Origin of the sequence: Pseudomonas guariconensis (assembly GCF_015680235.1) — a bacterium.
Classification (GTDB): Bacteria; Pseudomonadota; Gammaproteobacteria; order Pseudomonadales; family Pseudomonadaceae; genus Aquipseudomonas; species Aquipseudomonas guariconensis_A.
The window spans coordinates 114,099-127,025 of sequence record NZ_JADLJL010000004.1 but is presented as its reverse complement, the minus strand read 5'-3'; the positions used below and the strand labels follow the sequence as shown (position 1 = coordinate 127,025).

Below are 12,927 nucleotides of genomic sequence, written 5' to 3'. Positions count from 1 at the left end.
AATTGAGGTAGCCGACAAAAAACTAAAATTATAAGTTATTGAAATATATTGATTTATTCATTTTTTTCGACTCCTGGTGCCGCACCATTCAAGGTTCCATAGAAAGCTTTCAAAATCTCTGGAACCCCCGAAAAACCCGCCTTCTGGCGGGTTTTTTCGTTTTAGAGTCGCCCATTCCTACCTGCTACAGCTGGATACGAATTCGATCACTTGACCGCCAGTCCGCGGGCGACGGATCAAATCGAACTGAGAGGTTCATATGAGCTTTGTCGAGCAGTGCCTGGAAGGCAGCGTGCTGGAACAAGAAATCGACCAGTTTGTCGAGGCCTGGCATGAAGGTCGTGAAGGCGCAGACATGGAATTGCACGAGTACCTCGGCATGACCTGGGAGGAATACCAGTTATGGGCTACCACTCCCTCAGTGCTGCCATTCGTGCTGACCGCGCGAAAACGTGGCACTACTCTGGAGCAGGAACTGGCACAAGACCGGTTCGCCATGGCTGCGCGAGCCAGTTCGGAGGGGGAAGCTACCAGGGTCGAAGCCTGGCTGCGTAGCATTGGTAGGATTTGATGCTTCCAATAGAGAAGATGGCTCGCCGTGTACTAGTGTGGTGTTTCATAAATAACAACCATACATCGCGGCGCTTTTTGGTCGTATTTGCAAAACACCACACTAGATCATGACACCTTGTTCAGCCGACCTCGCCAGCCTCGACAGGCAGGGCGGATCGATTATGCCGCGAATGTCGTACTTCAATAATGATGACCCGACAAGATACGGCGTCCAACAGCGCGTCGATTCTTCTACAGTTTTCTTCATCAAGGTTCGCATCCCACTCATCCAGCATCAATACGGGAGGTAATGACGCAAGTGCAAACTCAATTTCCCGGATACTTGACTGCCCAGTGGATAGCGCTTTATCGAACGCCAAAAAGCGAGTCTCTGGTGTCAGCAGCAACGCGTCGGGGACGCTTTGCTTGATTACTTTCAAAAACGTGGACTTACCAGAGCCATTACTGCCCGTCACCGTAAACCGGCCACTCTTGATCTGAGAACCCACGATCACCTTCAAAAGAGTCTGTGGGGGCACGCAAGCGGCGGTCGCGGTCTCAATTATCGACACGCCGTGCAAGGGAGCTGAATACATGGCGTAATGAGTGTCGAGCGTGTGGATGAAACCTTCCAGATTACGTAGCTTGGCACGCACGAGGTAGAACTGGCTCAGGTAGATGCTCAAGGAGTGCACGCTACCGAAAACCTGCAAGCTGCGGGGTAGAACAGCCACCAGGGCGCCTATTGTGGCCAAGGTGAACAAGTTTGAATACTGCAGTAACAGCAGGACTGCCGCTGTCGAAATAATGATGGGAAAACAGGCAACAACCTGCTCCATAAGTGCATACCGGTTGACCTCGCCAAAGTATCCGCCAACCTTGTCGTGAAGTTCACCAAACCCGGCCTTCCGCATGGGACGGTTACCGAACATGGCCGCATTCCAAGTGCGCTCCACCGATAGCAGAGCATCAAGCTTGTGCTGCTGCATCGCGCCCGCCGCTTGCTCGATCCGCTTACGCAGCACCAAGACGAACACCAGAGACACCACCAGGGAAGCGCCCATGACCAAGGTGATCTGCCACCCTATGGAGAGATAAAAGACCAGCAGTGTCAACACGATGTTCAAACCGACCGAAATGAACCCAACATAGAAGGCGCAAGTATAGTTGAGCGTGGACAAGGCCTCCCCACCTAACCACTGGGAAATCGTTTTCTTGTTTTTTTCCGAGGCCAGCTGTAAATGCTCAGTCGAATTGGCCAGTGTGTCAGTAACATATTGCTCCCAAGCTGCATTTGACGCGCGGTTGGAAAACAGGCTGGCGATCGAGCTAGCAACGTAACCCAGTAGCGCAAATAGGAAAAAGATGCTGATGCATGCCATCGCCTGGTCGATTTCACTCTGTCCTAGTGCCAATCCTGCCCGAGCAATGTAATACGTCGACAGCGCCAGCAGGATTTGCTGAGTTACTGTGAAACCCAGTGCTGCCAGCATTCGCCAATCACGCAGTATCATTGTGCTCCCTCAGATAAATAATAGGCCGCCGATCAGGACCAGCACTACACATAAACCGACCCCGGCCCCCAGTATCATCCTGTATCGTCGGCGCATCGCCAACGCTTCACCGACCTTGCTCTTGGCATAGCCTTTCACATGCTCGCTCGAGAACTTGCCAATGAACGAGTTCAAGAACTTAAGCTTTGAGAACACACCATAATGACCGGGTGTCAGAAATTGCAGGTCCTGTGCAGTCAAGTCCCGCAGTACCAGCGTGGGTGTGGGAGTGCGTAACGGAAAGTAATGATGGGAATGGAGGCTGGGAGCTTGGCTGTCCTTGTACAGCGCGCCAATCATCAGTTCGTCCTTGATGCAGTCGGGTTTAGCTGCAATGTGAATACGTAGCAGGCGAACGATGTCGAAATCGGCTTCAAACAGGATGACGACCGCACCGAATGAGCGATTGTCGCGAGCTTTGTAAAAGGTTATGCAAGATCTAATCAGCTCAAGTAGTTGCTGGTCAGAATGGCGGCTCTCAAAGTAAGTAAGGTAGACATTGTTCTCTGCCAATGCCTTTGGCATGAACGGGCACATAACTCCATTTCTATGAGGATGCGGTGCGGTCAAAAAGTCCCGCAGGTAGGGCAGGACTCCTTCACAGCAAGTGTTGACGAAAGATGGAGCGTCGATAGGAACCGGCTCTGCAATTGACCACAGACTCATGCGTTTTCCTTAACGTGAAAGCCCCCCAATCCGGGGGGGCTAGCATCGCCGACTTACCAGTTCCAACCGCAAGGTGGACGGATTGGGTGGATTGGCATGCCACAGCCGCTAACGGCAGCGTACAGCTTTTTCAACAAACTCTGCGGGCGAGCATCACCAAAGGTGGCGCCATTGCGGGCTTGAGTAAATGCCTCAGACTTCGGATCGGAAAAGTTTGCGTCCATGTAAAGCTCCAGATGAGAAATTCTATCAAACGCTTTTGATAGTCATTTGACCATACGCTAGCACGTTTTCTTTCGCAAGCATCTCGCTCCCATAGTCGAAGCGGTGCAGATCCGATTGGAGCATGACCCAGGAAAGATGAAGATTGGCCGGGAGCCGGTGGAGCAGCCCTCCGGAACGCCAAATACTGGATGGGAAGCACCCACTCGCTGCAGACGCCGAATAACCCGCTGCAGGCCAAGCCGACAAGCTAACCCGGCCTCAGTATCCTGAACCCAGACTCATCGCCTGGAACATCGCTCGGCACTACGCTGCTGCCGGTAACCGGCCAATCGCTCACGCATCTCTCGATAGCGTCGGCTGTTGAGTAACAGAAGGGACAACAGCGCCGCCAACAGGCTGCCGCTGTAGATAAACATGTTCGGTCGATACCCATAGGCAGGAAGCGTGATCACCAGGCAGCCGATGCACAACCCGGCCACCAACCACGCTCCCCAGGTACGCCCACGTACCACGGCACCATGGCCCAGCATGAAGACCGCCAGGGTGACGAACAGGCTCCAGGGGAACACCCCCTCCTGCGAGCAGTGTCGGCAATACGTGCTCCATACCAGTGCAAAGGTCCAGGCAACGGCAATGATGGAGGAGAAGTACGCCCCGATGAACACCCCGAAATAGCGACCGAGAAAGCGCTTCAATTCCGGATTAATCATCATTCCGATAATTCCTTATATAAACCGACCTTTCCCTCTGCTGGCGGCCTACCACCATCAATTTGTCCCCGCCCGTTCTCTCAACGGGTTCTCAGAATTTGAGTAGGCAAGGATTCGATCAGTACCCTGATCCAAGGCTCATCGCCTGGAACGTCGCTCGGCAATTCGCTGCTGTCGGTAATCGGCCAGACGCTCGCGCATTTCGCGATAACGTTTGCTATTGAGCACCAGCAATCCGAGCAGCCCGCTCAGCAACGTGGAAATGTATGAGACTGGATGGGGGCCAAAGGGATAGCTGGGCAGGGCGACAAGTAGGCTCAGTACCAGTATTCCCACGATGCCCCAAACGCCCCAATAACGGCCACGAGCCACGGCAAGATGTGTCAGCGCCGTCATCAGGCCCACTGCAAGGGCCGTGATCAGCATCGGATTACCGCCTGCCGAGTACTCACGCAGATAAGTCGCGAAGGAAAGTGACACTGCGCCAGCATACGTGAAGCAGCACAGGAAAAAGCCGGCGATGAACACAGGGAAGTAACGCGACATGAAGCTCTGAAACTCAAAACTGCGATTCACTCCGTCACTTCCTCGTATAAGCCAACGGCTATGCTTTGTACCGTGCTGCTACCCACGAGCCCAATGCCTGCCCCCAGGGAGTCCTTGATCAATGTCTGGGTCGCATGAGTAATCTGAGTTGGGGTATAGCGTTTCACCAATTCCCCGGCGCTTTGCCGGAGCTTGAGCTGCTTGGCAGTCAACGAGGGGTGCTTGATCCTCAGCAATTCGTCGGTGAGCGACTTGCGCTGCTGCCGGCTGAGCGAACGGGTCAATTCTTGCCAACTGCGTCCCGTGGCCGCCTTGCGCACCTGCAGATAGCGTACGGTTGTAAGCCCCGAAGCCCCCACACCCAGGAGGGACAATGCATCCAGTAAAGGGGAAGTTGCTTGGTACCAAGCCTGGTCATCCATCCGGTCGTTAGCAGCTGGATCGTTCAATTCGTTGTGGGTTCGGACGAGGCCAATACCACATTGCGCCGTACTCGCCAGCGTAGCCGCCGTGCTTGCATAGGTCAGGGCCAGACTGGCACCGCCAGTGAAAGGTACGGCAATAGTCCCGCTGAACAACACAACCCATCCGATGAACGCACCCGCGCAGGATAACGTCGTGCCTACTGCTTCCTTCACTACCCGCGACTCTCGCGGGTTGGTCTGCAGTTGGTTCATGAATTGCTCAGGCGAGGTATAACGCGGTGCCTCGCGCAGGATCACGCGCTTAGGCGCGACACTGCAAATCGGCTGGAACTCGCGCAGCACGATAACGTTGTAATCGGCATCGATGTACACGACGCCGGCACCGACAATGCCGGGGTCGGCGTCGATGGCCTTGAAGAGCTTTTGCTGGTTGACCATGCCCTGGACACGCTGCCGGGCCACGAATTGCGAGGCGCTGCCCAAGGGTTTGGGCAAGAAGTCTGTCATGGGGTGGTGTCCTTACTCATATACGGATGACGCTGTGTCGCGATAGGGGCGCTAGACGCCCCCCGCTTCAACCTCACACGTTCGGGCAAGGTACCGGCGCCCAGTCACCCATGTCTGGGTTGCGGCACATATTGTTGACCTGGTCTACACCGGCCTTGGCCACTTGTTGGGCCTCGGTCTTCTTGGTGGTGGCATTCTGCAGAGTCTTCTCGGTGCTCACGGCTTCCTTCGGTACCGCCGGCAGCTTCCGCGACTTGGTCTTGGAGCCGGAGGTCTTCGCTGTCTCGGCCTGCGCCACTACGGTCACGTCCGAACGTGGTACGCCGACCTGCTTGAGATCCTGCTCGTAGGCCTGGGTGTAGTTGTCCAGGTTCTCTCCCAGACGACCGTTGACCGCAGTGATCAGGTTGTTCGATTCCTGCAGGCCCGAGACGATCTCGGCCAGGCGCTTGCGCCCTTCGGTGTCGTTGATGCGACCCGCCTTGCGACCGTCCAACAGGTTGGCGAACTCACGCTGGTAGCAGCTTTGCGAGGCTTTGGCGTAGGCCGTGGTGCGGTCCATGTCCGCCGCGCTCTTGTCGATATCGGTGGCGTAGGAGGCGATGCGCTGCTTGTCGTCACTGATCTGCTTCTGGCGCTCGGTGTAGTAGCCCGCAGCACCACCCACCAGGGCACCGCCAGCGGCGCCGATGGCAGCGTTGCGACCGCGGTTGTCACCATCGACCAACGCACCGGTCAGGGCGCCGCCGACTGCGCCGAGCAGTGCGCCGGTGGCCACCGAGCGGGTCATGTTGGAGTCGGTGGCACGCAGGTGCTGCACGGGCTCGTAGCAGCTAGGGTAGTACTCGACCTTGGTGCTGGCGCCGATCCTGGAGACTGGCGAGCTGGCGCATCCGGTCAGCAGAACGCTGCTGAAGCCTGCGGCCAGCAACAGAGCGGTGCGGGTGTGGGAGGTGGAGATCAGCTTGCGTGTGAAAAGCATGGTCAGGTTCTCTCTTGGTTTGAACACGCCCGGGCAGCGTCATGCCAGCCCGGGATTCCTTTCTTGGTTCAGGTACTTCAGGGTCTCGGCGCTGCCGATGCGAGCAGCTCCTTGAGGATCGTCGCCGGGTCGGCTCGCCGGTTCTGGCGATACTCCCCGACGTGGCGGACGAACAAGGTGGCGCGGGTCACCAGGCTCTTGCCCAGGACCGGTTTGCGATTGAGCTCTTCCTTCACGCGCTGGAACTGCGCCTGGATCACCGCATCGGTGTAGCGCGTCCCGCTGGCCAGGTTGTCGATGTAGATCGCCACGGCGCCATCCAGGGCGCTGCGGCCGTTGGCGATGGCAGCCGCAAACAGGCGTGCGCTGGCCTGGTCGCCCGAGGTCTGGGCCTGGCGCTGGGTTTTCTGCAGATTGGTCAGGCGAATGTTGTAGTTATTGATGGTCTCGGCCACCAGGGCTGCGGACTGGATCAGGTTCCCGGCCGCTTCCTCACGTTGCCGGGCAATCAGCGAGACATTGCGCTTGAGCTCTTCGTTGACCAAGCCCAGCTCGGCTTGCAGGCGCGGGTCGGCTGAAGTCGCGATAATGCCGTCCAGGCGCTTGGTGGGATCCTGGGCGTCGTCGATGGCGTCGGTCAGGCTGGCCAGGCGGCCCTCCTTCTGCCACTGCTCGAACAATTCCTGATAACGCGAGCGTGGCGCCGACAGGGCACCGATGGCCACCCGGAACCCCGTGGTCTCGTTGCGCTGCTCGGTGCCATCGGCGCCAAACAGGGGGTACTCCCGGCGCATGCCGGTGAACAGCGTGCCTTCGCCTTCGAGGTAGTTACCACCCTTGACCACGAAACCGCCGTAAGCGCCTTGGCGCCGGCCGGCATGAACCAGTTGGAACGACTCCTGGACCATTTCCGCGGCGTTGCCGATCACATCGAACAGCCCCAGCGGGTTCGGTTGGCGGGTACCGATCGGCATCAGCCGCGCAGCCTGCCCGGTGCCCCCGGCGACCTGATTGAACACCGCCCAATCGGCCAGGGGCCCTTCGCTGTCGCTGCCCTGGACCTTACGCGGGAACAACCGCCCTTCCAGTTCCTGGCGACTGACGAGCGAACCGCCACGGGCAGCGAACTCCCACTCCACTTCGGTAGGCAGACGCACGAAGCCGACCCCTCCTTCCTCGGGCTTGCTGCCGCGGCCACTTACCGGTAGCAGGTCGCGGTGATGCTTCATCAGCCAGGCGCTGTAGACCGCGGCGAAACGCTCCGCTTCGAAACGCGACAGCTTGACCTTGGGCAGGCGGCCCGACGCTTCGGTCACTGGCTCGCAGGCAGTGGCCGCCTGACCGCTGGCCAACGATTGGGCTTGGGCCATGACCTGCTTGTACTGGCGCTCGGTAACCTCGTACTTGCCGATGAAATACATCATCGGCTTGAGCGGGCTGCCCGCCTCGATCACGGGCAGGCTTGGCCCAACCAGCTTCTGCCAGGATGGCGCCAGGTCCGCCTGGCTGAACTGGCCATTGATGAAGTCACGCCGGTAACCGGAGATGAACGACTGCTTGTAGCCGGCCTCGCCCTCACTGAACGGATAGCCCAAACTGACCTCGCGATCATCCAGGCTGCCTTGGGCCAGCACATAGACATGGCGGAACACCATCTCACCGCCACAGGGCAGCGGCAGGCTGACGTCATCGCTCAAAGGCTTGGGGTTGTCCAACTTGCTGGTGGAAACGGGCGCAGCCTTGTTGCCGGCCTCGGCTGGGGCCTTGGTCTTGGCTTTGTCATCGTCCTCGGCCTGTGCGCAAGCGACCAGCGTCAGGGCGGCAACGACCAGGGCGGCGGCCCGTAGACGACATTCAGACATCACGGATTCCTTCACAGGTTTCGATCCGCGCCGCTCGCCAGCCACCCAGGATGGCAGCGACGGAGCTCGCCAAGAGGACGGCCAACAGCGCGATCAGATAGTGCATGGGCAGCAGGTGACTGGCGTATTCGCCTGGCCCCTGCGTGAAAAGACGGTTCAAGCCGTGTTCGGCCACTAGGTACAGCAACGCCGCCAGGCCGGCTGCCAAAACACCGCTGTACAAAGCCTGGAGCACCACGAACGCCAGCAGCGCGGCGGTGCCGAAGCCCAGCAGGCGCAACACTGCCAACTCGCGCCGCTTGCGCTCCACCGCAGCCAGCGCGCCAGCGGCAGTGGCAGCGACCGCACCGGCGATGGCCAGGGCAGCGATGATCCAGAACACCAGGTCCAGGTTGCGGCTCAAGGATTGCACTTGGGCGATCTGCGCGGCCTGGGTCGACACCAGCAACTTACGTTCGGCGAACAGCCGGCGCAGCGGCTCGACATCCGCGAGCGTCCGGGCATACAGGCGAAACGCCGGGTACACCCGCAGGGCCGGGTCACCCGCGGCCTCCCCGTGCCAGCCCAGGGCCGGCACGGCGCGGCCATCGCGATAGTCTTCGGCGGCCATCAACAAAGCCAGCGGGGCGAACAGGCCATCCCGCTCGAACGCCGCCAATGGCAATACGGCTACCACCCGCACGGGGGCCTGGCGCCTCTGCAGCTCGCCTGCCTGCTGACGACCGAAGCTGGCCACCAGGGTATCGCCCGTCTTCACGCCCAGTTTTTCCGCGGCGGTGAAGCTGAGCACCACCTCCTGCAAGCCGGTCGGCTGCACTACGCCTTGCAGCAATGGATCGCCATCGGCAGTGGGCAGCATTTCAACCGTCACTAAACGCCCCTTGGCTGGCGACAACAATTCGGCGGTAGCGGCGATCTGGCGAGGGCGTGGGATCGCGAACGCCACATCCGCTCGGTTGGCCAGGGCGGTGACAAAAGCCGTATCGAAGCGCCCACCGCCCATGGGAATGATCTCGCGCACACCGGGGTCGCGCTGCAAACGCTCGGTGAGGCTGCCGACCAGGCCGAACTTGAGGCCGAACAGCACCAGCAATGGCGCGATCACCGCCACCAGCGCCAGCACACCGCAGGCCGACAGCCGCGCATCGTTGCGGTAGTCCTGCCAGGCCAACCCGGCGATCAGCAAGGGGCGTATCATGCCGACCGCTCCAGGGTCGCGGTGACGCCGCCGTCTGCATCGCGGCGACAAGCCATGCGCAAAACGACCAGGCCCGCGTTGCGCACCAAGGCCTCGTCATGGCTGGCAACGACGCAGGTGACGCGGTGCGCCTGGGCCTGGCGCAACAGCAGGTGCATGACGCGCTCGGCATTGACCGGGTCCAATGCCGCCGTGGGCTCGTCGGCCAACAACAGAGCCGGCCCGTGGGCCAGCGCACGGGCACAACTGACCCGCTGACGCTGGCCGAGCGACAACGCCGCCGGACGCTTGCCCAGTTGTTCATGGATATCCAACGCCGTGGCCAGGCGCTCGACGCTACCGTCGTCGTCCAGGCCCAGCAAACGACGCGGCAGGCTGATGTTGCCACGCACGCTCAAGAAACCGAGCAGGCCGCCAGCCTGCAACACATAGCCCAGGTGTCGGCTGCGCAGGGTTGCCAGGCGGTCGAGGCGACGCTGGCGCCAGAGCCCGGCAATGTCCTGGTCGCTTCCTTCGACGCCCAGGCTGAAGCATTCGGCTTTATCCGGCGCCAACACCAGGCCCAGCAGGTCGAGCAACGTGCTCTTGCCACAACCACTGGGGCCGACCAGGGCCAAGCACTCGCCCATCGCCACCTGCAGCCGCTCGATCTCCAGACTGTAACGCTGGGCCCCCTGCCCGCGCGTCTTGTGCACTCCCTGCAGATGGACCATCACGGCAGGGTCGACAGCGGGACACGGTACAGAGCATCGCCCGGCTCGGCATTACCGAAGCGCACCCAGTTGGCCATGTCGTTGTGGAAGGTTTCGTACAAGCGGATCTTCGACTCCAACTCGTCGATGAAGTCCTCCTGCTCGGCGACGGAGAGCGACAGCCACAGGTCCTGGGTCATGCCCAGGGATTTGCTGCGGTACGGCAGACCGTCCAGGTACTCGCCCAGCACACCGCTCTGAGCCAGGTTGGCGCCCTTGCGCAGGGCAGCCGGATCACGGCTCATGTAGGCACTGGCGCTGGCGATCTCATTGAAGAAATCGCCTGGCGAACTGCGGGACTTGCGTGCGGCATCGACGATCAACTTGAGCGATTGCTGCAGGTCGTTGAGCTGCAGCTTGGTCAGCATCACGCATACCTGCAGCGTCGGCAACGCCGGGTTGGTCAGGTCGCGATCGGCTGTCCAGGCGCTTACCACCCGAGGTGCCTGGCTGGCGCTGCGACGTCCGAGGAAGTCCATATGCATGGCGTATCCGATGGCCTGCGACTTGGCCGCCAAGGTCGAAGCCGAGGTCAGTAATGGCGCAGGCTGCGGCTGCTTGTTGCGGACCTGATGGACCAACTCGGCGAAAGTCGAGCCGATCTCCCTCACGCGCTCGCCGAACAGCGTCACGTCACCGCCCGGCACCGAGACGTAAAGGTCGCCGATACGTGGGTTGCTGTCGGCGGTGAGCACCCGGTACTGCTGCTCGGCCGAGCCATGGTTCTTCACCCCGGCTGGCGTGCGCAAGTGCAGGGCATAGATCTTGATCTGCTTGCTCAGGGCCGCCTGGCGGACCTCCGCTTCGTTCATCTGGGTGCTGCTGTACGGGTCGCTCTTGCGCAGCGCCCCTGCGTCGCTGACCAACAAGATCAGACGGCCACCATAGCCCGACCAATCCATGCCCTCGACAGCCTGCATGACGCCGGCAAAGGCGTCTTCGTTGAAGGAGTGGCTGGACACCGTAGTGGCCTTGACCTGCGACGCCGCCTTGAGAAAGCGTGCCGGGTCGCGGCCTTCCTCCAGCGTCACCAGGGTACGGCTCAGGTAATCCAGCCCTGGGGTGCGCCTGGTATTGTTGCGGAACCCCACCAAGCCAAAGCTGACGTTATCCAGCTCGCCCCGCGCGGCTAACTGCTGCTGCAGTTCGCTGACCACCTGGCGTACGCGGTCGATATAGGGCTGCATGGATACCGAAGTATCCACCACCAGGACCACGGCAGTGCGAAACGCCTTGTCATCAGCTGTCGCCACACCTGCGGCGTCGGGCGCTGCGGCGCTGCCACCCGGGTCGATCGAGGCGATGTTGAGCAATTGCACCGGTTGCCCTTCGGCGTCGAAGCTTTCACGGTAATCGAAGATCGGCATCAGGTAGAACTGCGTCTGAGGCACGGCACTGTCGGTCGGTTCCAGAGCCATCACCTGAGGCACCTGGTCCGGTGCGGTCTGCGCTTTGAGCAGTTCAGCGCGGGCCAGGCGGCTGTCGTCGAGCAACTGCTGCACATCCTCGGGCTGGCGCATGAACATCACAGGCGAACGTCCAGAGCGCTCGGTGAACTTGAGCACCAGGCTCTGCTTCCAGTCACTGGCCTGGCTGGCCTGTAACCAGCCGTCGCGCTGACCGTCACTGGCGGCCCCGACCTGCAACCAGGTCTGCCCCTGCGCATCCTTGCGCTGGTAGACGTAGAGCACGCTGAAGGCCGGCAGGCTGTCGTGCGCCTTACCACCGGGCGCATCGAACAGACGTGCACCTGGTTTGCTGAGTACGCGCTGGAACAAGGTCTTCTTGCCGGGCATCAGCAAGGGGCGTTGATCATCGACGACTACAGCCGCAGGGGTGCCAGCCTGGGAGGCGTCCGACACAGGCTGCTGCGCCACCGGGGCATCAGGCACGGGGGCGTCACCACCGTGTAGCCACCAGTAACCCGCGCCGCCCAGGCCAACGGCTGCCGCGATAGCCACCGCGAGCAAGGCCACGGCGGGTTTCTTTTTCGGTGTGGCGACAACCGGCGCAGGGGATGGCGTCGGCTGTCGATGCGAAGGTGGCGTTTGCGGGATCTCGATGGAAACCGGGGTCAGCCCTCCGAGGTCACGTCCACCCTTGTCGGCCATGGGGCCAGGCGAAAGCGGGCGAACCAACGTACTGTCGGCATCCTGTGCCGGCAGACGATCGAGGGCGGCGAGCAGCGCCGCAGCATCGGCAAAACGCTCGCCAGGGTCCTTGGCCAGCAGCCCGCGCAGGATATCCTGATAGCGGCCATGTTCGATGGGCAGCTCCGGCAATGGCTCGGTGAGGTGGGCCAAGGCCGTGGACAGCGCATCGTTACCACTGTAGGGCAGCTTGCCGACAAGAATCTCGTAGAGCACCACACCAAGCGCGTAAAGGTCGGCACGGCCATCGATCTCCAGGCCACGGGCTTGCTCCGGGCTCATGTAGCTGGGCGTACCCACGGCAAAACCAGCCTGCGTGAACTGGGTGCGGTCATCCAATGACTTGGCGATGCCGAAGTCCGAAAGCACTGCGGTGCCATCGGCGCGGAACAGGATGTTGGCAGGCTTGACGTCGCGGTGCACCAAGCCTTGGGCATGGGCATAGCCCAGCGCCTGGGCGATCTGGCGGACGTACAGCAGCCCTTGCTCCGGTGCCAGGCCGGCGGCGATGCGCTCCTTGAGCGTGCCGCTGGGCAGGTACTCCATGGCCATGTAGTACAACTCGCCGACATTGCCGATGTCGTGGATGGTGGCGATGTGCGGGTGCGACAGCCGAGCCAGGGTGCGCCCTTCACGCAGGAACCGCTCGCAAAAGGTAGGGTCGGCAGCCAGGCTCGCAGCCATCACCTTGAGTGCTACCTTGCGCTCCAGGGAACGCTGGGTCGCCAGGTACACACTGGCCATGGCGCCCTGGCCAAGCTCGCTATCGATATCGAATCCTGGGATGTGCATGTCCATG

The 12,927-nt window shown here is 60.8% G+C and carries 11 protein-coding genes; 1 reads left to right on the top strand and 10 read right to left on the bottom strand.

Annotated features, from left to right (window positions below):
- Positions 1 to 259 precede the first annotated feature (259 nt).
- Positions 260 to 571: a hypothetical protein gene (locus IRZ56_RS05010; RefSeq protein WP_196143914.1), complete on the top strand. Its 312-nt coding sequence runs from the start codon at positions 260 to 262 to the stop codon at positions 569 to 571.
- A 121-nt stretch (positions 572 to 692) separates the two neighbouring features.
- Here IRZ56_RS05010 and IRZ56_RS05005 read toward each other — a convergent pair whose 3' ends face one another.
- The 10 genes from IRZ56_RS05005 to IRZ56_RS04960 form a co-directional block, all read right to left on the bottom strand.
- Positions 693 to 2,066, bottom strand: a complete 1,374-nt coding sequence (locus IRZ56_RS05005) for an ABC transporter ATP-binding protein (protein WP_196143913.1) — start codon at positions 2,064 to 2,066, stop codon at positions 693 to 695.
- Between the two features lie 9 nt (positions 2,067 to 2,075).
- Positions 2,076 to 2,771 carry a DUF6875 domain-containing protein gene (locus tag IRZ56_RS05000; RefSeq protein ID WP_230390333.1) on the bottom strand — a complete coding sequence of 232 codons (696 nt, stop codon included), beginning with the start codon at positions 2,769 to 2,771 and terminating at the stop codon, positions 2,076 to 2,078.
- A gap of 503 nt (positions 2,772 to 3,274) precedes the next feature.
- A complete protein-coding gene (locus tag IRZ56_RS04995) occupies positions 3,275 to 3,709 on the bottom strand; it encodes a hypothetical protein (protein ID WP_196143912.1) in 435 nt (144 codons plus the stop codon).
- Between the two features lie 135 nt (positions 3,710 to 3,844).
- Positions 3,845 to 4,282: a hypothetical protein gene (locus tag IRZ56_RS04990; RefSeq protein WP_196143911.1), complete on the bottom strand. Its 438-nt coding sequence runs from the start codon at positions 4,280 to 4,282 to the stop codon at positions 3,845 to 3,847.
- Entirely contained in the window at positions 4,279 to 5,184 is a 906-nt protein-coding gene (locus IRZ56_RS04985) for an NAD synthetase (protein ID WP_196143910.1), read from the bottom strand. The genes IRZ56_RS04990 and IRZ56_RS04985 overlap by 4 nt, the downstream gene beginning before the upstream one ends.
- A 73-nt stretch (positions 5,185 to 5,257) precedes the next feature.
- Complete coding sequence (gene tagQ / locus IRZ56_RS04980) at positions 5,258 to 6,166, bottom strand: type VI secretion system-associated lipoprotein TagQ (protein ID WP_196143909.1); 909 nt, start codon at positions 6,164 to 6,166, stop codon at positions 5,258 to 5,260.
- Positions 6,167 to 6,243: 77 nt separating this feature from the next.
- On the bottom strand, positions 6,244 to 8,028 hold the full coding sequence (locus IRZ56_RS04975; RefSeq protein WP_196143908.1) for a formylglycine-generating enzyme family protein: 1,785 nt from the start codon (positions 8,026 to 8,028) through the stop codon (positions 6,244 to 6,246).
- The gene (locus IRZ56_RS04970; protein WP_196144012.1) at positions 8,021 to 9,223 is read right to left on the bottom strand and encodes an FtsX-like permease family protein; all 1,203 of its coding nucleotides are present in this window, start codon (positions 9,221 to 9,223) and stop codon (positions 8,021 to 8,023) included. Before IRZ56_RS04970 ends, IRZ56_RS04975 begins: the two co-directional genes overlap by 8 nt.
- Entirely contained in the window at positions 9,223 to 9,939 is a 717-nt protein-coding gene (locus IRZ56_RS04965; protein ID WP_230390336.1) for an ABC transporter ATP-binding protein, read from the bottom strand. The genes IRZ56_RS04970 and IRZ56_RS04965 overlap by 1 nt, the downstream gene beginning before the upstream one ends.
- Positions 9,939 to 12,926 carry a serine/threonine-protein kinase gene (locus tag IRZ56_RS04960; RefSeq protein WP_196143906.1) on the bottom strand — a complete coding sequence of 996 codons (2,988 nt, stop codon included), beginning with the start codon at positions 12,924 to 12,926 and terminating at the stop codon, positions 9,939 to 9,941. Before IRZ56_RS04960 ends, IRZ56_RS04965 begins: the two co-directional genes overlap by 1 nt.
- Position 12,927: the final 1 nt, after the last annotated feature.